This is a genomic window from Natronomonas aquatica (genome assembly GCF_024449025.1).
Classification (GTDB): domain Archaea; phylum Halobacteriota; class Halobacteria; order Halobacteriales; family Haloarculaceae; genus Natronomonas; species Natronomonas aquatica.
The window spans coordinates 231,487-251,995 of record NZ_JAHLKM010000002.1 but is presented as its reverse complement, the minus strand read 5'-3'; the positions used below and the strand labels follow the sequence as shown (position 1 = coordinate 251,995).

The window sequence follows — 20,509 nt, the reverse complement described above, 5'->3', positions numbered from 1 at the left end:
GACGGCTATCTGTCCGGATTAATAGCGAACGGGATAGTTACAATAATCTGATATTAGGCGATGATCGAAGCCACCCCGGACCCTGCCCGCCGGATCCCGGGACGGAACGTCGCCCTTTTGAGAGCGCCACCCCCAGAGGGACGTATGGATTCCCCGTCGATCCCCCGGAGGTGGCGACCGTGAGCAGAGAGTACACCGAGATCACCGTCGTCGGCGAGGACGATACGGGTCTCATCGCCCGCGTCACGACGCTGCTCTTCGAGCGCGACATCAACATCGAGGACCTCGATCAGGCGGTCCGCGACCGGGTCTTCCGGATGACGATGACCGTCGATACCGCCGAGATGACGTGTTCGCAGGCGGAGCTGCGCGAGGCGCTCTCGGGGCTCGGCGAGGAACTCGGCGTCGACATCCAGGTCCGGTTCCCCGCCGACCGCGAAACCCGGACGATCGCCGTCCTCGTCACCAAAGAGTCACACTGTCTCGAGGCGCTCTTCGAGGCGTGGGCCGACGGCGAGTTGGGGGCCGACATCAGCGTCATCATCGGCAACCACGACGACCTCGAACCGCTCGCCGAACACTACGGGGTCGACTTTCACGACATCGGCGACGAGAAGGGCAACCCCGACGAGGAGCGGCTGCTGGATCTCCTGGCGGAGTACGACACCGATCTCATCGTCCTGGCACGTTATATGCGGATCCTCAGCCCGAACGTCGTCTTCCGGTACGAGGACCGGATCATCAACGTCCACCCCTCACTGTTGCCCGCCTTCCCCGGCGCCGAGGCCTACCGGCAGGCCAGAGACGAGGGCGTCCGCATCGCCGGGGTGACCGCCCACTACGTGACGACGGATCTGGATCAGGGGCCGATCATCACCCAGCGGGCGTTCGACGTGCCCCCGGGCACGACCGTCGAAGAGATCGAACGTCGCGGCCAGCCGCTCGAGGCCGAAGCGATCCTGGAGGCCGTCCGGCTCCACCTCGATAAGGCGGTCTCCGTCTATCACGGGCGGACGGAGCTTCGGGACGACGCCGACGCCGACGAGTACCGGTTCGGATTGCCGGACTCGGTCTCGGGGCTGTTGCCCGACCGGCCGATCGACGGCCTCGGCGAGGCGGTCGCCGAGCCTGACGACTAATCCGGATAGGGAAGCTACAGTTCTTCGACCGCCTCGACGGCCGCCGAAAGCGGCGGTGCGTCGAAGAGTTCCCGATCGAGGTAGGCGTTCGTGCCCGCGGTGTACATGTCCCGAACCGCGTCGATGACGTGGTCCTCGAGCGGCTCGGGATCGGTCGCACAGAGTTCCCGCCAGTCGGCGACATCCTCCGCTTTCGCCTCCGTTTTCGCCGCCGAAACCGCCTCGGCCCACTCGGGCTGGGTCCGCTTGTGGTACTGTCTTAGGACCTCCTTCGAGAGCTGTCGGCCCTCGTAGGAAAACCGGTTCTCGTCGAAGGTACCGACGACGTCCGCGACCCGGATCTCGCCCTCGTAGTAGAGACACTCGATCTTCCCGTCTTCGTGTTTCAGGCCGGCCTCGGCCGCCTTCTCGGTGACGAGCTCGTTGACGTCGCGGGCGATCTCTTCGAGGGTGTCGACGTCGGCGTCGCCGGCGATGTAGTCGGCGTTCTCCCGGGAGAGATACCGGTCCGATTCCTCGTATTTGGTCGAAAACTCCACGACCGGTTCGGGGAGATCGATGGCCTCGTCGGGCCACCCGTCGTACCCGAGACCGAACGCATCAGGATCGGCCCGCGACCGGAGCGACGATCCGACGGGGACGGTGTTCCGGAAGACGATCTCCAGTGGGATCAGGTAGTTCTCGCCGGCTGCGGCGTGGTAGGCGGTGTAATCGTACTCACGGCCCTCGTGGGGGAGCTCCGGAACCCGCGTCAGATCGATCGACATCTCGCGGGGCGGCGACGCGACCGAGCCGAGATCGACGACCTCGCCGCCGCCGATGACGCCGCGATAGTGGGTCGGGATTCCGGCGGCCTCGAGCGCCTCGAAGTTGGCCGCCCCCATCGCACACAGCGATGCGCCCTTGTTCGGGATGGCGTCGGGCATCTTCCCCCAGTCGAACACCGAGTAATCGTCGGTGAAGACGAACGCACCCGTTCCGAGGTCGTCGGCGGTCGCCGGTTCCTCGACCCGGAACTGCTTGACGCTGGTCATTATCGACGTTGAATCCGTGTGGCCGGAAAGGCGTTTCTATCGTGGCTACCGTGCCGTCGACCCGGCTCAGCCCTCCGAAAGCGGCCGGACCGACGCGTTCGCCCGGGAGGTTTTGTAGCGACACGCCGAACGGAAGCCATGGAGTTCACCGGCATCGACCACTTCGTCCTTACCGTCGAAGACGTCGAGACGACGTGTGCGTTCTACGAAGAACTGGGCGCCGAGATCGTGACGTTCGGCGACGGCCGGACGGCGATCCGGTTCGGCGACCAGAAGATCAACCTCCACCCGGTCGACAACGACATCGATCTCGTCGCCGGCGAGCCGACGGTCGGCGGCGGCGACTTCTGTCTGATGACAGAGACACCGATCGAGGCCGTCGAAGAGCGCCTCCGCGATCGTGGTGTCGAGATCCTCGAGGGGCCGACCGGTCAGACCGGCGCCGTCGGCCCGATCACGTCGGTGTATCTCCGGGATCCCGACGACAACCTCGTCGAGATCGCGACGTACGACGGTACCTGAGGCCAGGGTCTCGAGAGTCGACTTATGGGGTCGCCTCCCGATCCGGCTCCCGGACGGCCGGTCGGAACGGCGGCCGCGACCGCCCCGCGAATATATAGGTACCGCCCCTCACACGCGAGGTATGTCCCGAAATCCGGACGCGTTCTCGTTTTCGTACCGCGGGTGTGATATCCTGTACGGCCGCGGCCGTATCGGAGACCTCGGCGAAATACTCGAAGCGCACGGCCTCGAGCGTGCCCTCGTCGTCTGTGGCTCGAACGTCGGCGCCAACGAGGCGCTGATGGATCCGATAACCGAGGGGCTCGGCGACCGTCTCGCGGGCGTCTTCGACGAGACGACCCCCGCGAAACGCCTCGGGACGGCCTGCGACGTGGTCGATCGAATCCGGGGACTCGAGGCGGACGTCCTCGTCGGCGTCGGCGGGGGCAGCAGCCTCGATATCGCCCGTCAGGCGAGCGTCCTCGCGGCCGACGGACGGACGCGGGCCGACCTCGAGGCGGCCGCCCGCGAGGGAACCATCTCGGGGCTCGAGGCCGCCGAACCGCCGATCCCGACGGTCGTCGTCCCGACGACCTTCGCCGGCGCCGACGTCTCCGCCGGCGGCTCGCTCGTCGTGCTTTCGGCCGAGGAATCCCCGAACGGCCAGCCGATCACGGTCAGCGGCGAGTCGATGCCGATCGCGGACGTCGCCGACCCCGAGGCCTTCGCGACGTCGCCACGGAGCGCGCTGGCGGGATCGGCCATGAACGGCTTCGACAAGGGGATCGAGAACCTCTATGCCCGCGACGGCCATCCGTTCAGCGACGCGGCGTCGATCCACGGACTGGAGTTCCTCCGGACGTCGCTGCCGCGACTGTCGGAAGCCGACCCGGCGGCCCTCGATCGGGCGGTCGCGGGCATCCTGCTCGTCCAGTACGAGCGGCGGGCGTCGATCATCCACGCGTTCGGCCACGCCTTCGCGCGCCGCTACCCCGTCCAGCAGGGGGACGTCCACGCGGTGATGGCGCCGCACGTCCTCCGGTACGTCCTCCGGGAGGTGCCGGCGGTTCGCTGGAAGCTCGCGGCGGCGTTCGGGGTCGGCACCGACGGGGATCCGACCGACGCGGTCGTCGCCGAACTCACACGGGTCAGGGACGCCCTCGACGTCCCCCGCAACGCCGGCGACCTCGAGGGGGCCGACCGGGCAGATATCCCCGCTCTCGCGGAGTTCACGATGAACGATTGGATGATGCCGCAGGCGCCCGCTGCGCTGGAGCCGACCGCCGGGGAACTCGAGGCAGTCCTCGAGGAAGCCTGGTAGGCGACGACCGAACCGGTTTCGGGGGAGGTCAAAACGCCGCCCTTTTGATCGACGGCGCCATAGCGAGGGTAGTCGATGGCCACCTACCACATCGAGACGTACGGCTGTACGTCCAACCGGGGCGAGAGCCGGCAGATCGAGCGGAAGCTCCGCGACGCGGGCCACTACCGGGTCGACGGGGCCGACGAGGCCGACGTGGCTATTCTCAACACGTGTACGGTAGTCGAGAAGACCGAACGGAACATGCTGCGGCGCGCCGAGGAACTGGCGGCTGAGACCGCCGATCTCATCGTCACGGGGTGTATGGCGCTGGCCCAGGGCGAGCAGTTCGAGGACCTCGATGCGCAAGTCCTCCACTGGGAGGACGTCCCGGCGGCGGTCACGAACGGGGAGTGCCCGACGACGACGCCCGACGCCGAACCGGTGCTCGACGGCGTCGTCGGGATTCTCCCGATCGCCCGGGGCTGTATGAGCAACTGCTCGTACTGCATCACGAAGTTCGCCACCGGGCGTGTCGATTCGCCGCCGATCGAGGAAAACGTCGAGAAGGCGCGTGCGCTGGTTCACGCCGGCGCGAAGGAACTCCGGATCACCGGCCAGGACACCGGCGTCTACGGGTGGGATACGGGCGAGCGCAAACTCCCCGAACTCCTCGATCGGATCTGCGACATCGACGGCGAGTTTCGCGTCCGGCTCGGGATGGCCAACCCCGGCGGCGCCCACGGCATCCACGAGGAGCTGGCCGAGGTCTTCGCGGCGAACGAAAAGCTGTACAACTTCATCCACCTGCCGGTCCAGTCCGGATCGGACGACGTCCTCGAGGCGATGCGCCGCCAGCACCGCGTCGGGAAGTTCGAGGCGGTCGTCGACGCCTTCGAGGACAGGCTGGATCACTGGACGCTCTCGACGGACTTCATCGTCGGCTTCCCGACCGAGACCGAGGCCGACCACGAGCGATCGATGGACCTGCTCGAACGCGTCCGCCCCGAGAAGATCAACGTCACCCGGTTTTCGAAGCGGCCGGGCACCGACGCGGCCGAGATGAAGGGTCTCGGGGGAACGATCAAAAAGGAGCGCTCGAAGGCGATGTCGGAACTGAAACGCGAGATCTGTACCGACGTCCACGCCTCGATGGTCGGCGAGACACACGAGATCCTCGTCGTCGAGGACGGGACCGGCGACTCGGTGAAGTGCCGCGACGGGGCCTACCGGCAGGTAATCGTCACCGACGCGACCGAACGGGGGATCGAGACCGGCGACACCCTCGAGGTCGAGATCACGGCCCACGAGGCGATGTACTGTTTCGGCGAGCCGATCGAGGTCCGAAACGAGCGCCCGGCCGCCGTCTGAAGTCGGCGGACGGACAGTCACCGGCTACCGGGTCCCGACCACAACGACCTTGCCGATCGGCGCCGAGAACCGACCGTGTCACTCCCGCTGTCAGAGGTCGTCCCGCTTCCTGCCGTCGCCCCCGGCACCTGGCGGTACGCCCGTATCCCGCTGATCTGTTCGCTCCCGCTTGTACTTGTAAGCCCCTTCCTCGCGGTCGGCGGTCTGTCCGTGGCCGCCGGGATCGTGTGGTTCCACCGCGACCCGAAGCGCTCGCCGCCGCCCGCGGGCGTCGTCGCGCCCGCCGACGGACGGGTTTCGATCGTCCGGGCCGAGGGCGACCGTGTCCGTGTGGCCGTCTTCATGAACGTCACTGACGTCCACGTGAACCGGGCGCCGATGGCGGGGACGGTGGGGGACGTCGAGCACACGCCCGGCAAACACCTGCCGGCGTTCACCAAGGAATCCGAACGCAACGAGCGGGTCCGGATCGACTGCGGCGAGTGTGAGGTGACGCTCATCGCGGGGGCGGTCGCCCGGCGGATCCACCCCTACGTCGAGAGCGGCGAGGACCTCGAACGGGGCGAGCGGATCGGACACATTTCCTTCGGGTCTCGTGCGGACGTGTTGCTCCCGGCCCGGTTCGACGTCGAGGACGTCCGGGTCGAGGTCGGCCAGCGCGTCCGGGCGGGCGAGACCGTCGTCGCCTCGTCGTAGCCGAAACCCGCCCCCTTTTGAGCACCGCGCTCGAATCCCCGCCGATGGCCGACCGCAGCGACATCGCGCCCGAGACGCTTCAGGTACGGCTCGACCCCGAGGGCATCGAGGTGGAGTACGTCGACGACCGCTCGGTGTTCTACCACGGCGTCCCGGAGAAACGCGAGGGGAGCGTCGTCTGTCCGCCGGGCAGGGACGTCCACGTCCTCGTCACGGCTCCGGACGAGACGGAGGGCGTGATGGTCTACGTCAACGACCGGCGCACCCACGACGACGTCCTCGAGTCGACCGGCGTCGGACGGGTGATCCTGGAACGCGGCGAAGCGGCGTCGCTTTTCGCCGGCGTCGAGGCGGAAAACCACGGCTACCGGGTCGAGGTGACCGCCGACCCCGAGACGGCTCGGGGGCGGGTGTTCGTCTTCGCCGAGGACGAGACCGGCGAGGCGGCCTACGAACTCGTCGGAGGGAGCGAGGCAGCCGACAGTGACCAGGAACCCTCGGAGGGACTGGAGTGATGCCGTTACCGAAGGGCTGGGAGCCCCTCGAGCGATCGACGATCGGGGCGGTTCCGGACCGGTACGGCGTCTACGAACTCGGGGACGGATCGGGCACCGTCATCGCTGTCGGTCACGGGCCCCTGCGGGACGAACTGAAGGAGGCGCTCGCCTACGGCGACGGGAAACGGGTCCGCTGGGTGACGACACAGAACCGAGACGAGGCCGAACGGCTGGCCGAGGAACACCGAGACCGACTGGCCGGGCGGTAGTTACTGGATGTAGCTCGGTTCTTCGGCGTCACAGTTCGCCTCGTGTTGTTCGGCGTCGTTTCGGTCGTCGAACAGCAAGCCACACATTTCGCACTCGTACCACGTCGTCCCGTCCCGCTCTGTGGTCGCGACCATAATCGGGAGTGCGGCATGGTGCCGTATAACCGTTGCCCCGGCCCACGGCGGAACGGTAAAGCCGCCGGCGGCCGGACAGTAATCTATGGTCCGGCAGGCCACGCTGACAGTAAAGGGCGCCGAAAAGCGCGACGCCGGACGCGGCGTCGCCCGGATCCCCGCCTCCGCCCGGCGCGAACTCGGCGTGTTGAGCGGCGAGACCGTCGTCATCGAGGGCAAACGGCCCACGGTTGCGAAGGTCTGGCCCGCCGGCAGCGAGGAGGGGATCGTCAGGATCGGCGCCGAGACGCGGGCCAACGCCGGGGTAAACATCGGCGAGACGGTCACCGTCGCCCCGATCTCGGCCGACGAGGCCGACCGGGTCGTCGTCGAGGTCCCGGTCGACGCCGACGAGGAACTCCTCGAGTCGGTCGCGTCGGCGCTCCGGGACCGGCCGCTTCAGACCGGGGAGACGATCCGGCTGGCGCGTCCCGGCGTCCGGGCCACCGTCGTCGAAACGGCGCCCGAGGAGATCGTCCGCGTGACGGGGACCACGACGGTTCGGGTCCGCGAGCGGAAGCCGGAGACGGAGGGCGAGGGGACAGATTCCTCGACGGCGCCCACAGCGGAAACGCCCACGGAGCCGGGGCCGGGGGCGACCTACGAGGACATCGGCGGGCTCGACGAGGAACTGGAACAGGTCCGGGAGATGATCGAACTCCCCCTCTCGGAGCCGGGACTGTTCCGGAAGCTCGGGATCGATCCGCCCTCGGGGGTCCTTTTATACGGCCCGCCCGGCACCGGCAAGACGCTCATCGCGAAGGCAGTCGCCAACGAGGTCGACGCCCACTTCGAGGTGATCGACGGCCCCGAGATCGTCTCGAAGTACAAAGGCGAAAGCGAAGAGCGGCTCAGAGAGACCTTCGAACGGGCACTCGAGAACGGACCCTCGGTCGTCTTCATCGACGAGATCGACTCGATCGCCGCGACGCGCGACGAGGACGCCGACATGGAGAACCGGGTCGTCGCCCAGCTTTTGACGCTCATGGACGGGCTGGAGTCCCGCGGGCAGGTTATCGTCGTCGGCGCAACGAACCGGATAGACGCCCTGGATCCGGCGTTGCGCCGTGGCGGGCGCTTCGACCGCGAAATCGAGATCGGCGCACCCGACGAGACGGGCCGTCGCGAGATTCTGGAGGTCCACACCCGCGGGATGCCGCTGGCGGAGGACGTCGATCTCGACTACCTCGCCGCCAGAACACACGGCTTCGTCGGCGCCGATATCCACTCGCTGGCGACGGAGGCGGCGATGGAGGCGCTCCGGAGCCGGGACGCCCGCGGGGAGTTGTCAGTCCGGGCGGTGGATTTCGAGGCGGCGTTGACCGCCGTCGATCCCTCATCGATGCGCGAATACGTCGCCGAGACGCCACAGGTCTCCTTCGAGGACGTCGGCGGACTCGAGGAGGCAAAGGGGGTGCTTACCGAGGCCGTCGAGTGGCCGCTTTCTTACGGCGCGCTCTTCGAAGCGACAAAAACGGACCCTCCGAGCGGGATCTTGCTGTACGGCCCGCCCGGCACCGGCAAGACGCTGCTCGCGCGAGCGCTGGCCGGCGAAAGCGACGTAAACTTCGTCTCCGTCGCCGGTCCCGAGTTGATCGACAAGTACGTCGGCGAATCCGAGAAAGCCGTCCGGGAGGTGTTCGACCGCGCCCGACAGGCCGCCCCGTCGATCGTCTTCTTCGACGAGATCGATGCCATCGTCGGCACCCGCGGCGAGGCGAGCGAGGCGACCGAACGGGTCGTCTCCCAACTGCTCGCCGAACTCGATGGGCTCTCCGAGGATCCGAACCTGGTCGTGCTGGCGGCGACGAACCGCCGTGAGGCGATCGATCCCGCGCTGCTCCGGCCGGGACGGCTAGAGGCCCACGTCGAGGTCCCGCTGCCGGATCGGGCGGCCAGACGCGAGATACTCGCGGTCCACACCGAGGACAAACCGATCGCGGCGGCCGTCGATCTCGACGCGATCGCGGCCGAGACCGGGGGGCTCTCGGGCGCGCAACTGGAGGCCGTCGTCCGTGACGCCTCGATGCGTGCGATCCGGGCGCTGGCCGACGAACTCGGCCCCGAGGCGGCGACCGAGCGCGCCGACGAGGTGACCATCGACGAGGCGCACTTCGAGGCGGCGCTGGAAGCCATCGAACGCGAGTGACGGAACGCGTAGAGCGCGTTCACCCGACCGGGGAGCGGACGGGCGGCGAGAGATCGAGGACGACCAGACAGACGCCGCCGACCGTCGGGGCGACGACGCCTGTCGAGACGCCGACGACCTGAATCGCAGTAGCGGACCCGACGTGTGGCGTCGCGAGGGCGATGCCCGCACCCATCGCGATCGGCGACAGCGTCGCGGCGAGACGCCCCACCGATTCGGTGAGCCCGACCAGCCCGCCCCGGAGCGCCGGGGGCGCCAGATCGGTGACGATGCTCCGGTAGATCGAAAGGAGGACGCCGAAGCCGATCCCCATCAGGACGACACCGGCGTAGGCCACCGAAACGTCGGGAGCGAGAAAGACGACGGCCGTCCCGGCCGCCAGGGCGGCGTTCATCGCGAGCAACGGATACAGGCGGCTCTCGAAGCGGGCGGTGATGCGGCCGGCCTGGCTGGCCGAGGTCGCGTAGCTGATGCTGCCGAGCGCCGTCAACAGGCCGGCCTGGGCCGGCGTGCCGCCGAGTACTTCGACCATCAGGATAGAGTTGTACGTCAGGAACCCGATGTAGACCGCCTCGGGCGTCCCGCGGGCGGCCAACATCGCCGCGACCCGACGCTGGGTGACGAGCGCCCACACGTTCTGTAGCTGTTCGCGAACGTCGTGGCCCTCGGAGTCCTCGGATACGGCCCCTTCCGGATCGACGGGTTCCTCGAACCGGAGGTAGACGGCGAGGGCGATCGGGAACGCGATCAGGTGCAACAGGAAGGGGTACTGCCAGGCCATCACGACGAGGACACCGGCCGCGAGCGGAAAGACCGTCTGGACGATCCCCGACCCGGTAAAACGGAGCCCCTGTGCGGTCGCCTCCTTCGTCCCCTCATAGAGGTCGCCGATGCTCGTGATGATGATCGGTGTCAGGCAAGCGAACCCGACGCCCTGCAGCAACCGCAGCGCCAGCGCGGCTCCGAAATCCGTCGTCAGCGCGATCGCCGTGCCCGCGCCGCCGAAACACACCAATCCGAAGAGCAACACCGGCCGCCGGCCGTACCGGTCGGCTACCATCCCCGTGATCGGGATCATGACGATCGCCGGGGCGGTGAAGGCCGAAATCATGAGCCCGATGTTGGCCGCCGAGACGCCGAACGGGTCGATCAGCGACTCCAGCACCGGCGAGAGAAGCGCCGACCCGAGCGGTGCCATGACGTTCATCAACACCAGAAGCTGGAACTGCCGTTCCCCGAAGAGCTCCGCGTCCTCGCCGACGAGCCATCTGAAGCTGAACACGCTTGTTGGGGGGTTCCGCATCCGGCTGTGTATTAACGCTGTACATTCGGCGGGGACGAGGGCCGAAACGGGAGGCCACGGGACAGCCACCCAAACGTATATCCAGTCGCGGAGCGACTGCTTGCCCGTCGGCGTACGGGTTCCGTACGCCGGAAACGAACACGGAGACCAAACATGGTATTCAAGAAAATCACACTCATCGGAACCAGCGACGAGAGCTTCGACGCCGCCGCCGACGACGCGCTCGACCGTGCGGAGGGCACCCTGGACAACATCTACTGGGCCGAAGTCGAGGAGTTTGGCGTCGAGATCGCCTCGGCCGACGGTCGGGAGTATCAGGCCGAGGTCGAAGTTGCGTTCGAACTGGAGTAACCGATCCCGGACGGTCGATGACGGAGGAATCGGACACCGTCATCGGGTTCAGAGCTGTTTCGCGTAGTCCCGGCGACCGCCGAACCGTCCGGTTCGATCGACACCCAATTATTCGTTCCGGGGACTCGATGGGTGGTACGGCGTGTCGTACTCCCCCGGATCGTCGTCGATCCGATCGGGATTGATCCGGCCGCCCAGAAGCATAAAGTCAAGCACAGTCAGATGCAGCATCGCCTCGACGACGGGGACGCCCCGCGGCGGCAGGACGGGATCGTGGCGGCCGATGACCTGCTCCTCCCGTTCCTCCTCGGTTTCCCAGTCGGCGGTCGTCTGTGGTTTGGGGATCGAGGTCGGCGCGTGCCAGGTCGCCTCGCCCCAGATCGGTTCGCCGGTCGTAATGCCGCCCTGCAGCCCCCCGTGATCGTTGCCGACCGGGACCGGATCGCCCGGTTCGCTGACGGTTTCCGGGTGATCGCCCTCGTCGAACGTCCAGTCCTCGTTTCGCTCGGAGCCGGTGACCGTCCGGGCCTCTTTCCCCAGTCCGTACTCGACGTGGGTGGTCGCGGGGATCGAGAACATCGCCTGTCCGAGTCGCGAGGGGAACGAATCGAACCGGGGCGCGCCGAGTCCGCGAGGAACGCCGCGGACTTCGAAGGCGATCGAGCCGCCGATCGAGTCGCCTGCCTCCTGGTAGTCGTCGATCAGATCGCGCATCCGCTCGGCCGTCTCCGGGTGGCCACACCGGACCTCGTTGTCCTCGCTGTGCTCGACCATCTCCTCGAAGGAGACGTCGGGCGCCTCGATCTCGCCGATCTGGTTGACGTGGGCTTTGATCCGGACGTCGTGTTCGGACTGCTCGAGCACCTGTTTCGCGACCGCCCCGGCGGCGACCCAGTTGACCGTCTCGCGGGCCGACGACCGGCCCCCGCCGCCCCAGTTTCGCGTGCCGAACTTCGCCGAATAGGTGAAATCGCCGTGGCTCGGACGCGGGGCGGTGACGAAGGGTTCGTACTTGCCCGAGCGGGCGTCCTTGTTCTGGATGACCATCCCGATCGGTGTCCCGGTCGTGTACCCGTCGATCGTCCCGGAGTTGATCGACACTTCGTCCGGTTCGCCGCGGCTCGTGGTGATCTTCGATTGGCCGGGCTTGCGGCGGTCGAGTTCGAGCTGGATCGCCTCCTCGTCGAGTTCGACGCCGGCCGGACAGCCGGAGACGGTGACGCCCATCGCCTCGCCGTGGCTCTCACCGTAGGTCGTCACCTGAAAGAGCCGGCCGAAACGGTTTCCGTTCATTACCGGTCCCTTGGGACGGCGGGGGTTTAGCCTTTTCAATCGGTCAAGACATCGCTGATCCGTCCGGTTGCATCGTTCCGGCCCGGAAAGTCATGATGATTCCGCTCGCGAGCATCAGGACGGCGATCGCGACCATCCCGGCCTCGGCGCCCATGCCGGCCATCGTCGATCCCATACCGCTCCCACCGGCCGTTCCGCCCATCCCGCCCGTGCTGTCCATCCCGCCCGTTCCGCCCGTTCCCACGCCGGCGGCCAGCCGGAACTGATTGAGAAGCATCAGAACCGAGTACACGAGCATGAGCGGACCGCTCGCAGTACCGAGCCGATCGGCGGCCGGCGTCAGCAGTACGATCCCGTGTATCAGTACGACGGCCCCCAGTCCGAGCATGAACCACGCGCCGAGCGACATCGCCACACCGGTGACGGAGAGATACCCCGAGTACAGACCCGAAACGACGGCGATCGTCGCGCCGTACAGTCGCATCGTCGAGATCCCGTCGGAACTGTCCATGTACCTGGGGCACCGCCCACTCGGATAAAACCGTTGTGCGGTCGGGCATCACGGCCTCACACCGGAGGGGAACGTCTCACGACCGACGGCCTTATGTATAGAGGTTCGCTACGATGGGAAGGTTTGTGTATGCCTCACGAAACGGGACTATCGTACGACGACGTGTTACTCGTCCCGCAGCGCTCGCCGGTCGACAGCCGCGAGGACGTGGACCTGACGACTGAACTGGACGACGGGCTCTCGCTTTCGGTGCCGGTCGTGACGGCGGCGATGGACACCGTCACCGAGGCCGAGATGGCTCGCGTGATCGGCGAATCGGGCGGACTGGGCGTCGTCCACCGGTTCCTTCCGATCGACGAGCAGGCCCGGATGGTCCGTGAGGTCACCGCCGCCGGCGTCCCGGCTACCGGCGCGGTCGGGATCGCCGAGGCCTACGAGAAGCGGGCGGGGGCGCTCGTCGACGCTGGGGCGGTCCTGCTGGTTCTCGATGTCGCCCACGGTCACATGGAGCGGACCATCGAGGCCACCGAGACGCTCTCGGAACGGTTCCCGGAGACCCCGCTGTGTGCCGGCAACGTCGCCACCGAGGCGGGGGTTGCCGATCTCGCGGCGGCGGGTGCCGACTGCGTCAAGGTCGGGGTCGGCCCCGGATCACATTGCACGACACGGGAGGTGACCGGCTTCGGCGTCCCGCAGTTCACCGCCGTCGAGCAGTGTGCAACGGCCGCCCGGGAACACGGCGTGACCACGATCGCGGATGGGGGCATCCGGACCTCGGGCGACGCGGTGAAGGCGCTTTTGGCGGGAGCGGACGCGGTGATGATGGGGGGGTTCTTTGCCGGTACCGAAGAGTCCCCCGGAGAAATCGTCGAGATCGACGGGGAGCCATACAAACGCTCTCGGGGGATGTCCACGGCTGCCGCCGCGGAGGACCGAGAAGACAAAGAGGGTGACGTCGAAGCCGAGGAGGGCGTCGAGGCGGTAACCGAATACACGGGGGGCGCTGGGCCGCGACTGGCGGAATTCGCCGCCGGGATCAGATCGGGCCTGTCGTATGCCGGCGCACACGACCTCGAGGCTGCCAGACAAAACGCGGAATTCATCGAGACCACCGGGACGTCGAAACACCGTAACGGCCCCCACGGGTTTGCCCGATCACGGTAGGGGGTCAGTAATGAACCACCGGCCGGGTAACGCCGTCGGTTCGGCCAGGAACGACAAAATTTTGCATCTTCCCTGATCTTTATTTTTCTCTCGATGGAGCCTGTTGGTACGGATCCCGACGATAATTGATAATATATGTCCCACGACGAGCGACTATTCAAACAGGATCGTGTGGTACCGGACGAACGGGCGAGACGCGACCGGACGGAGGCCGTATGAAAGTCGGTGTTCCGGCCGAGACCGATCCCGAGGAGACCCGCGTCGGGGTCGTACCGCCCGTAGCGGCTGACCTCGTAGACGAGGGGTTCGAAGTCTGTATCGAATCGGGAGCAGGCGAACGTTCCGACTGGAGGGATACGGCCTACCGGGACGCCGGGTGTGAGATACTCGAGGACCGCAACGCAGTGTTCGAGGAATCGGACGTCATCGCCAGGGTGAACGGACTCGGTGCCGCAGAAGACGACGACAGTCATCTGTACCGGGACGGACAGATCGTCGTCGGATTGCTCGGCCCATACGATCTCGAAGGGGAACTGGAGGCGCTCGCAGAGCGCGGTCTCACCGCGTTCGCTCTCGAGTTGATGCCCCGGATCAGCCGGGCACAGAGCATGGACGCGTTGTCATCGATGTCAAGTATCGGCGGGTACAAGGCCGCCATCGTCGCGGCCGAGCGGCTCCCGAAAATGTTCCCGCTCCAGATGACCGCGGCGGGGACGGTCCAGCCCGCCGACGTGTTCGTTATCGGTGCGGGCGTCGCCGGACTGCAGGCCATCGCGACAGCCGAGCGACTCGGCGCGTCGGTCCGCGCTTACGACATCCGCCTCGAGGTGCGCGAGGAGGTCCAGAGTCTCGGCGCTGACTTCGTCGAACTCGACCTCGAGACGGAGGGATCCGGCGACGAGGAGGGCTACGCCCGCGAAATGGACGAGGAGTTCTACCGGCAACAGCGTAAGGCGCTAACCCGGGTCGTCGGTGAATCGGACGTCGTCATCACGACGGCCGCCATCCCGGGTAAGCCGGCCCCCGAACTGGTGACCGAAGAGATGGTCGACGGAATGGATCGGGGCTCTGTCATCGTCGATCTCTCGGCGGCGACCGGCGGGAACTGTGAACTCACCGTTCCCGACGAAACCATCCATCACGGGGGAGTCGAGATTTTCGGTCCGACCAACCTCCCGGCGTCCGTTCCACACCACGCGAGCCAACTGTACGCCAACAACATCCGGAATTTCCTTCAGAACGCCTTCGAGGGCGACGGGCAGACGCTCGATTTCGACGACGAAATCGTCGATTCGACGCTTCTCACCCACGACGGGACAGTCCGGTGGACTCATCCCGCACGGGAGGGCGAACCGGACGGCGAAACGGCCGAGGAAGCCGGAGACGGGGAGGCCGATGCCGATGACTGAGTTTATAACAAACCTGACGTTTTTCGTTCTGGCCGCGTTTCTCGGGTACTCGGTCATCACCAAGATTCCGGCGACGCTCCATACGCCGCTTATGTCGGGCGCGAACGCTATCACGGGAATTACGCTCGTGGGTGCAGTCGTGGTCGCCGGGTCCGGTTCGACCACCTTTGCGACCGTTCTCGGCTTCCTCGCGGTCGTCATGGCGACGGTCAACGTCGTCGGCGGGTACATGGTGAGTCACTTCATGCTACAGGACTTCCACGGCGGAGGTGACGGCTGATGGTCGAGTTGCTCTCGGAGTCGGTCCTCCGGTTGGTCTATCTGGTCTCGGCGGTGTTTTTCATCCAGGGGCTCCGGGATATGACCCATCCCCGGACGGCCGTTCGGGGGAACCTGCTGTCCTCGCTCGGGATGTTGACCGCCGTTGGCGTTACGGTGCTTTGGTTCGACGTCATCTCGCCGGCCGTGTTGATCGGCGGTCTCGTCGTCGGCAGTCTGATCGGCGCCGGCCTCGCGGTGAAAGTCGAGATGACCCAGATGCCCCAGCTGGTCGGCGTCTTCAACGGCTTCGGAGGCGGCGCCTCGGCGCTCGTCGCCGGGGCCGAACTCGTCGAGTACCGGATCGAGATCGGCGGGGCGTTCCCCCTCGAGATGGGGATCGCGGCCGCCGCCTCCGGCATCATCGGCGCGGTAACCCTGTTCGGGAGCATGGTCGCCGCCGGAAAGCTCCACGGCGTCGTCACCGGCTCGGCGATCCGATACACCGGCGAGCAAGCCGTCAAGGCCGTGCTCTTGGCCACCGCAGTCCTCTCTGGGGTGTATCTCGTCGTCCAGCCGGACGTGTTGTCCACGGCGCTGCAGGGCACGTGGGTGCCGTCCTACTGGCTGCTCGTACTCGCCGCCTCCGTTCTCGGCGTGATGCTCGTCATCCCGATCGGCGGCGCCGACATGCCCGTCGTGATCGCGCTTTTGAACGCTTACTCCGGGCTTGCGGCCGCCGGCACCGGGTTCGTGTTGAACAACAGCGCCCTGATCATCGCCGGGACCCTCGTCGGCGCGGCGGGAATGATCCTGACGGTCATCATGTGTGAGTCGATGAACCGATCGCTTGCGAACGTACTCTTCGGCGGGTTCGGCGAGGAAGCGTCCTCGGAGGAGATGGAGGACATCTACGAGGGCAACATCACCGAAACCTCGCCCGAAGAGCTCGAGATGCTGCTCGACACCGCCGATCGCGTCGTCATCGTTCCCGGATACGGGATGGCGGTCGCACAGGCCCAACACGCGGTCGCCGAACTCGGCCAGTTGCTCGACGGGGATGGCGTCGATGTCGAGTTCGGGATCCATCCGGTGGCAGGCCGGATGCCGGGCCACATGAACGTGCTGTTGGCCGAGGCGGACGTTCCCTACGACAAGATGAAAGAACTCGAAGAGATCAATCCGACGTTCTCCCAGACCGACGTCGTCATCGTCACCGGCGCAAACGACGTCGTGAACCCGCGAGCCAACGAGGACGACTCCAGCCCGATCTCGGGGATGCCGGTGTTGAACGTCAACGAGGCGGGGACGGTGATCGTCAACAAGCGGAGCCTCAGTCCCGGGTTCTCCGGCATTCCGAACCCGCTTTTCGCCGAGGACAACACCTACATGCTGTTCGGCGACGGCAAAGAGATGATGCAAAACGTCGTCAACGAATACAAGGAGTCGAACTGAGCGCGATCAGAGTCGCGATTCGATCGCGCTCCCGATCGAGTCGAGTTCGACCTGTTCCTCGCCGACGAACACCGACGGCGTTCCGCTGACGCCCCAGCGTTCGCCCAGCGATCGGTCCGCATCGAGCGTCTCGCGGTAGCTGTCGTTTTCGGCGGCGGATCTGGCCGCCGACCCGACGCCGGCGATCTCCCCGGCGACCGATCCGATAACGTCGAGCGAGTAACTCCCCTGGTGGTCGTAGATCGCCGGGACGTACTCCCAGAAGGCGTCGTTTCCGGCCTCCTCGAAGACGGCGCGGGCGGCGCTGCCGACGGCGTAGGACCACGTCTCGTCGACCGGGATCGGGAAGTCGGCATGGAGATACCGCACGTCGCCGGAGTCGACGTACTGGCGTTCGATCGCCGGCTTCATCTGGTCGTTGAACTGTCGGCAGTGCGGACAGGAAAAATCCTCGAACACCGTGACCGTGACCGGGGCGGATTCGGGACCGAGTGCCGGCCGGTCGCCGTCGTCGATGGCGTCGGGATCGGTCGAGTTCCCGCCCGAACACCCGGCGAGGGCGACAGCGACCGCGCCCCCGGCCGCGAGGAAGCCACGTCGGGTCGTCGTATCGTCCATGTCGGTACGGTAGAACCGGGAGGGTTTAATCCTTCAGAACGAGTCGTCGACTGACAGGCCAGTATGTCGCGGGAGGAACACACCCGATGAAGGACGCCGTCAGACGGAACTTCGACGAGAGCCCGACCGCCTACGAGGAGTACGAGGCGATGACCGGCCGGTTCGCGACGCTTTCGGATCGGCTCTACGACCTCGTTTCTGCCCGCACGACCGGACCGATCGGAACGGTGCTCGATGCGGGCGCGGGAACGGGGATCAGCAGCCGCCGGTTCGCCGACTGCGGGACCCCGGTCGCGCTCGATCTCAGCCGGGCGATGCTGGAGGCGAACCCGGTCGAACACCGGGTACAGGGGGATTTCGACAGTCTCCCCTTCGGGGCCGACAACTTCGATGCGGTCGTATTCACCGCCTCGCTGTTTCTGACTCCCGAGCCGGAACGCGCCGTCCGGGAGGCCCGGCGCGTGCTTCGCCCGGGGGGACCCGTCGGCGCGGTCGCCCCGCTCGGCTGGATACGGGCCGACGGCGAGGACGTCTTCCGGCCGCTGTCGCGTGAATCGCGGTCGCCGGCGAGCGCCGAAGCAGTCGGGGACGCCCTCGCCGCCGTCTTCGAGACTGAAACGGGCGTCTGGTCGTTCGAGACGACCGCGGAGGCGCTCCGGACGTTCCATACCGTCCCGGCGATGGCCGCCCGGCTGTATCCCCGGCTGAGTACCGACGCACGGATCGAACGAACGAGAGAGCTCCTCGAGGATGTCGAGGGGCCGCTCGAACAGCGCTGGCGATGGTTCCTCGGCGTCTGACTGCCGCTATCGGACCGTCGCGCCCGTCCGCTGTGTTGTCGTCAGCCACGTATGGCCTGCCCGTTCGCTCCAGACGGATTCGAGCGGTTCCAGCGCCTCGCGGTCGCCGACGGCGGTGTAGCTCGGCCCGGTGCCCGAGAGCGACGCCGTCGCGGCCGGCATCGCCTCGATGAGGGGTTCGGTCGGAAACTCGAGCGCGGCACAGAAGGCGAACCCGTTGACGGCCATCGCTGACTCGTAGGCGCCGTCGGCGGCGAGCTCGTAGACGATATCCGCCATCGGCGCGATCCGCTCACATCGGGAGACGTCGGCGTCGGCCGAGTAGGCCCGCTCGTCGGGCGTGTAGACGAGGACGTCCCAGTCGGGTTCGTCGCGGGCGAGCAGTTCGTCATCGGTGTTGTCGGTGACGGTGACGCCGCCGAGCATCGACGCCGAGGCGTCGTCGAAGGCGCCGGTGACGGTGACGCCGGCATCGCGTGCGGCCGCGACGCCGATCCGGCAGGCCGCCTTCCGGTCGAGATCGACCCCGAGCGCCTCGAGCGTCGCCAGCACGGTCGCGTTGGCGGCGGCGCTGGAGCTCTTCAGCCCCGAGGCCATCGGAACTTCGCTTTCGGTGTGTACGTGGGCGCCCTCGCCGTCGCCGAACCGTTCGAGACAGCGCTCGACGCAGCGCTCGATCAGGCGGGTATCGGCGTCCTCGGCGCCCTCGATCTCGCCGGAGACCGTTCCGGTGTCGTCCAGCTCGACGGTCGCCTCGGTGTCGGCATCGATCGCGAAAGCCGAGCCGTAGCCGTTCGCGAGGGCGTTCAGTACGGTGCCTGCCGCCGGTGCGGCCGCGCGAGCGATCATCGCTCCCATCTGACGGGGGCGGCCACAAAGCCGTGACGGTCGTGATCGGTTCGACCACTCTACGGAACGGTTCGATCGGTTGGGACCTCTCCGAAACGATTCAGGAAGGAATGCTCGCTAGGGGATTTGAACCCCTGTCATCGGCTCGAAAGGCCGATATGATTGGCCGGGCTACACCAAGCGAGCGACGTCTCATCGTCGGGTACGGGGCGGTATAAAACTGTCTGTATCGGCCGGGACAGTCGGACTGCCGGCCACCGGTTTCAGTGGGTTGAGACTGCATACCGAACGGCACCCGGTACCGATCAGACGTCGAAGACGACGTAGGCTCGCCACCCGGCGGGCGTCTCCTCGAGGGCCATCTCCGAGTACGTTACCGCCTTGATTTCGCGGGCGTCGATCGCGCCGAACGGGACCCCGCGGGCGGATGCCTCGAGCCGCCGGCCGTCGGCGTCGATCGAGACACGGTGATCGACCGGGAGTACGGCGCGCACGTCGCGCTGATAGACGAGGTCGTCGAGGTAATCGAAGAGCAACGCCTCGGTCGATTCGGCCTCGACGGCAAGGGAGAACCGTTCGCCGTCCTCGGGGATCGACTCACAGTGGGCGGCCGAAAACCCGGCGGCGGCGTTCTCGAACGTCTCCGGGAGGGTTTCGCCGGTCGCCTCGACGGCAACGTCGGCCGTGTGTTCGCGGAGTTCGAAGCTCACCGGGTCGACCCCCCGACGGTTCGCGACGGTCGGTCCTGGCTGGAAGCCATCGGTTCCCCGAAGACCCCCGGCCGTCGAAAACCTTGCGCCCGCCCGGTCGGGATCGGGCGGTGGAGTTATATTTGACCGAGTCGTAACACGTGGCAGTGAGTGTCACCGTCGATATCCGTTCGATCGGAACGGGTGACGACGCGTTCGTCGTGGAGGCCTGGGAGCTGAAAGAGCGGATCAGACGCGAGGAGGGGGTCCTCAAACAGCGGCGGGGTTTTTTCACCGACGCCTACCGCAAGGCGAAGGTCTATGCGCTCGTCGAACCGAGTTACGATGACGAATCGCTCGTCGGCTTCGCGGCGGCCCGCAAGGACGGTTACATCCTCTTTTTGGCGGTCGATCCTGGCTACCGTGGCGAGGGGTTCGGCCGAAGGCTCGTTGCCGCCGTCGCCGAGGAACACAGTTCGGTCACCTGCCACGCGAGGGCGACAAACGAGAGCGCCCTCGCCTTCTATGAGCATCTCGGCTTCGAGATCGAGCGCCGGATCGATGGGTACTACGAGGACCGGGGGGACGCCTACTACCTCAGACTGGGGGACGGCGGGCTGGCGTCGAAGCTCTCCCGGTTCGTTCCGGGCGCCTGACACGGCGGAGACGACAACGCTTT

Annotated in this window: 23 protein-coding genes and 1 tRNA gene; 15 read left to right on the top strand and 9 right to left on the bottom strand. The window is 66.9% G+C overall.

The annotated features are described in order from the left end of the window. Window positions 1-179: 179 nt before the first annotated feature. On the top strand, window positions 180-1,139 hold the full coding sequence (locus KM295_RS03270; RefSeq protein ID WP_418904736.1) for a formyltetrahydrofolate deformylase: 960 nt from the start codon (window positions 180-182) through the stop codon (window positions 1,137-1,139). A gap of 14 nt (window positions 1,140-1,153) precedes the next feature. On the opposite strand, the gene KM295_RS03265 is transcribed toward KM295_RS03270, so the two are convergent. Continuing rightward, window positions 1,154-2,173 (bottom strand): phosphoribosylaminoimidazolesuccinocarboxamide synthase, encoded by a 1,020-nt coding sequence (locus KM295_RS03265; RefSeq protein WP_256028434.1) that lies wholly within the window; start codon window positions 2,171-2,173, stop codon window positions 1,154-1,156. Between the two features lie 138 nt (window positions 2,174-2,311). Here KM295_RS03265 and KM295_RS03260 point away from each other — a divergent pair, with 138 nt between their 5' ends. The 6 genes from KM295_RS03260 to KM295_RS03235 all read left to right on the top strand — a co-directional run bounded on the left by KM295_RS03260 (window position 2,312) and on the right by KM295_RS03235 (window position 6,807). Beyond that, window positions 2,312-2,695: a VOC family protein gene (locus KM295_RS03260; protein ID WP_256028433.1), complete on the top strand. Its 384-nt coding sequence runs from the start codon at window positions 2,312-2,314 to the stop codon at window positions 2,693-2,695. A gap of 121 nt (window positions 2,696-2,816) precedes the next feature. Then, complete coding sequence (locus KM295_RS03255) at window positions 2,817-3,995, top strand: iron-containing alcohol dehydrogenase family protein (RefSeq protein WP_256028432.1); 1,179 nt, start codon at window positions 2,817-2,819, stop codon at window positions 3,993-3,995. A gap of 75 nt (window positions 3,996-4,070) precedes the next feature. After that, window positions 4,071-5,345 carry a tRNA (N(6)-L-threonylcarbamoyladenosine(37)-C(2))-methylthiotransferase gene (locus tag KM295_RS03250; protein ID WP_256028431.1) on the top strand — a complete coding sequence of 425 codons (1,275 nt, stop codon included), beginning with the start codon at window positions 4,071-4,073 and terminating at the stop codon, window positions 5,343-5,345. 75 nt (window positions 5,346-5,420) lie between these two features. After that, a complete protein-coding gene (locus tag KM295_RS03245; RefSeq protein WP_256028430.1) occupies window positions 5,421-6,041 on the top strand; it encodes a protein sorting system archaetidylserine decarboxylase in 621 nt (206 codons plus the stop codon). A gap of 44 nt (window positions 6,042-6,085) precedes the next feature. Beyond that, window positions 6,086-6,556: a DUF5796 family protein gene (locus KM295_RS03240; protein WP_256028429.1), complete on the top strand. Its 471-nt coding sequence runs from the start codon at window positions 6,086-6,088 to the stop codon at window positions 6,554-6,556. Beyond that, window positions 6,556-6,807, top strand: a complete 252-nt coding sequence (locus tag KM295_RS03235) for a DUF7508 domain-containing protein (RefSeq protein WP_256028428.1) — start codon at window positions 6,556-6,558, stop codon at window positions 6,805-6,807. Before KM295_RS03240 ends, KM295_RS03235 begins: the two co-directional genes overlap by 1 nt. Here KM295_RS03235 and KM295_RS03230 read toward each other — a convergent pair whose 3' ends face one another. Further along, complete coding sequence (locus KM295_RS03230) at window positions 6,808-6,942, bottom strand: DUF7128 family protein (protein WP_256028427.1); 135 nt, start codon at window positions 6,940-6,942, stop codon at window positions 6,808-6,810. It lies immediately after the preceding gene. A gap of 85 nt (window positions 6,943-7,027) precedes the next feature. Here KM295_RS03230 and KM295_RS03225 point away from each other — a divergent pair, with 85 nt between their 5' ends. Beyond that, window positions 7,028-9,130 carry an AAA family ATPase gene (locus KM295_RS03225; protein ID WP_256028426.1) on the top strand — a complete coding sequence of 701 codons (2,103 nt, stop codon included), beginning with the start codon at window positions 7,028-7,030 and terminating at the stop codon, window positions 9,128-9,130. A gap of 19 nt (window positions 9,131-9,149) precedes the next feature. Here the strand turns inward: KM295_RS03225 and KM295_RS03220 are convergent, their stop codons facing one another. Continuing rightward, complete coding sequence (locus KM295_RS03220; protein ID WP_256028425.1) at window positions 9,150-10,412, bottom strand: MFS transporter; 1,263 nt, start codon at window positions 10,410-10,412, stop codon at window positions 9,150-9,152. A 174-nt stretch (window positions 10,413-10,586) separates the two neighbouring features. Between KM295_RS03220 and KM295_RS03215 the strand changes: the two genes are divergently transcribed. Further along, the gene (locus tag KM295_RS03215; protein WP_256028424.1) at window positions 10,587-10,784 is read left to right on the top strand and encodes a dodecin; all 198 of its coding nucleotides are present in this window, start codon (window positions 10,587-10,589) and stop codon (window positions 10,782-10,784) included. 108 nt (window positions 10,785-10,892) lie between these two features. Here KM295_RS03215 and aroC read toward each other — a convergent pair whose 3' ends face one another. Together aroC and KM295_RS03205 are read right to left on the bottom strand one after the other, a co-directional pair. Then, window positions 10,893-12,077, bottom strand: a complete 1,185-nt coding sequence (gene aroC / locus KM295_RS03210) for a chorismate synthase (RefSeq protein WP_256028423.1) — start codon at window positions 12,075-12,077, stop codon at window positions 10,893-10,895. 43 nt (window positions 12,078-12,120) lie between these two features. Beyond that, the gene (locus KM295_RS03205; RefSeq protein WP_256028422.1) at window positions 12,121-12,588 is read right to left on the bottom strand and encodes a hypothetical protein; all 468 of its coding nucleotides are present in this window, start codon (window positions 12,586-12,588) and stop codon (window positions 12,121-12,123) included. 129 nt (window positions 12,589-12,717) lie between these two features. Between KM295_RS03205 and KM295_RS03200 the strand changes: the two genes are divergently transcribed. From KM295_RS03200 to KM295_RS03185, 4 genes are all read left to right on the top strand, one after another. Then, on the top strand, window positions 12,718-13,752 hold the full coding sequence (locus KM295_RS03200) for a guanosine monophosphate reductase (protein WP_256028421.1): 1,035 nt from the start codon (window positions 12,718-12,720) through the stop codon (window positions 13,750-13,752). A gap of 215 nt (window positions 13,753-13,967) precedes the next feature. Then, window positions 13,968-15,161, top strand: coding sequence for a Re/Si-specific NAD(P)(+) transhydrogenase subunit alpha (locus tag KM295_RS03195; protein WP_256028420.1), 1,194 nt, complete (start codon window positions 13,968-13,970; stop codon window positions 15,159-15,161). After that, complete coding sequence (locus KM295_RS03190; RefSeq protein ID WP_256028419.1) at window positions 15,154-15,441, top strand: NAD(P) transhydrogenase subunit alpha part 2; 288 nt, start codon at window positions 15,154-15,156, stop codon at window positions 15,439-15,441. Before KM295_RS03195 ends, KM295_RS03190 begins: the two co-directional genes overlap by 8 nt. Then, window positions 15,441-16,874 (top strand): NAD(P)(+) transhydrogenase (Re/Si-specific) subunit beta, encoded by a 1,434-nt coding sequence (locus KM295_RS03185; protein ID WP_256028418.1) that lies wholly within the window; start codon window positions 15,441-15,443, stop codon window positions 16,872-16,874. The genes KM295_RS03190 and KM295_RS03185 overlap by 1 nt, the downstream gene beginning before the upstream one ends. A gap of 6 nt (window positions 16,875-16,880) precedes the next feature. Here KM295_RS03185 and KM295_RS03180 read toward each other — a convergent pair whose 3' ends face one another. Next, a complete protein-coding gene (locus KM295_RS03180; protein ID WP_256028417.1) occupies window positions 16,881-17,492 on the bottom strand; it encodes a DsbA family protein in 612 nt (203 codons plus the stop codon). An 86-nt stretch (window positions 17,493-17,578) separates the two neighbouring features. Between KM295_RS03180 and KM295_RS03175 the strand changes: the two genes are divergently transcribed. Beyond that, window positions 17,579-18,292 (top strand): class I SAM-dependent methyltransferase, encoded by a 714-nt coding sequence (locus KM295_RS03175; RefSeq protein ID WP_256028416.1) that lies wholly within the window; start codon window positions 17,579-17,581, stop codon window positions 18,290-18,292. A 6-nt stretch (window positions 18,293-18,298) separates the two neighbouring features. On the opposite strand, the gene KM295_RS03170 is transcribed toward KM295_RS03175, so the two are convergent. The 3 genes from KM295_RS03170 to KM295_RS03160 form a co-directional block, all read right to left on the bottom strand. After that, the gene (locus KM295_RS03170) at window positions 18,299-19,141 is read right to left on the bottom strand and encodes a shikimate kinase (protein ID WP_256028415.1); all 843 of its coding nucleotides are present in this window, start codon (window positions 19,139-19,141) and stop codon (window positions 18,299-18,301) included. A 111-nt stretch (window positions 19,142-19,252) separates the two neighbouring features. Beyond that, window positions 19,253-19,327 (bottom strand) — tRNA-Glu (locus tag KM295_RS03165). A gap of 119 nt (window positions 19,328-19,446) precedes the next feature. Next, window positions 19,447-19,851 carry an archease gene (locus KM295_RS03160; protein ID WP_256028414.1) on the bottom strand — a complete coding sequence of 135 codons (405 nt, stop codon included), beginning with the start codon at window positions 19,849-19,851 and terminating at the stop codon, window positions 19,447-19,449. Window positions 19,852-19,997: 146 nt separating this feature from the next. Here KM295_RS03160 and KM295_RS03155 point away from each other — a divergent pair, with 146 nt between their 5' ends. Then, window positions 19,998-20,486 (top strand): GNAT family N-acetyltransferase, encoded by a 489-nt coding sequence (locus tag KM295_RS03155; protein WP_256028413.1) that lies wholly within the window; start codon window positions 19,998-20,000, stop codon window positions 20,484-20,486. Window positions 20,487-20,509 lie beyond the last annotated feature (23 nt).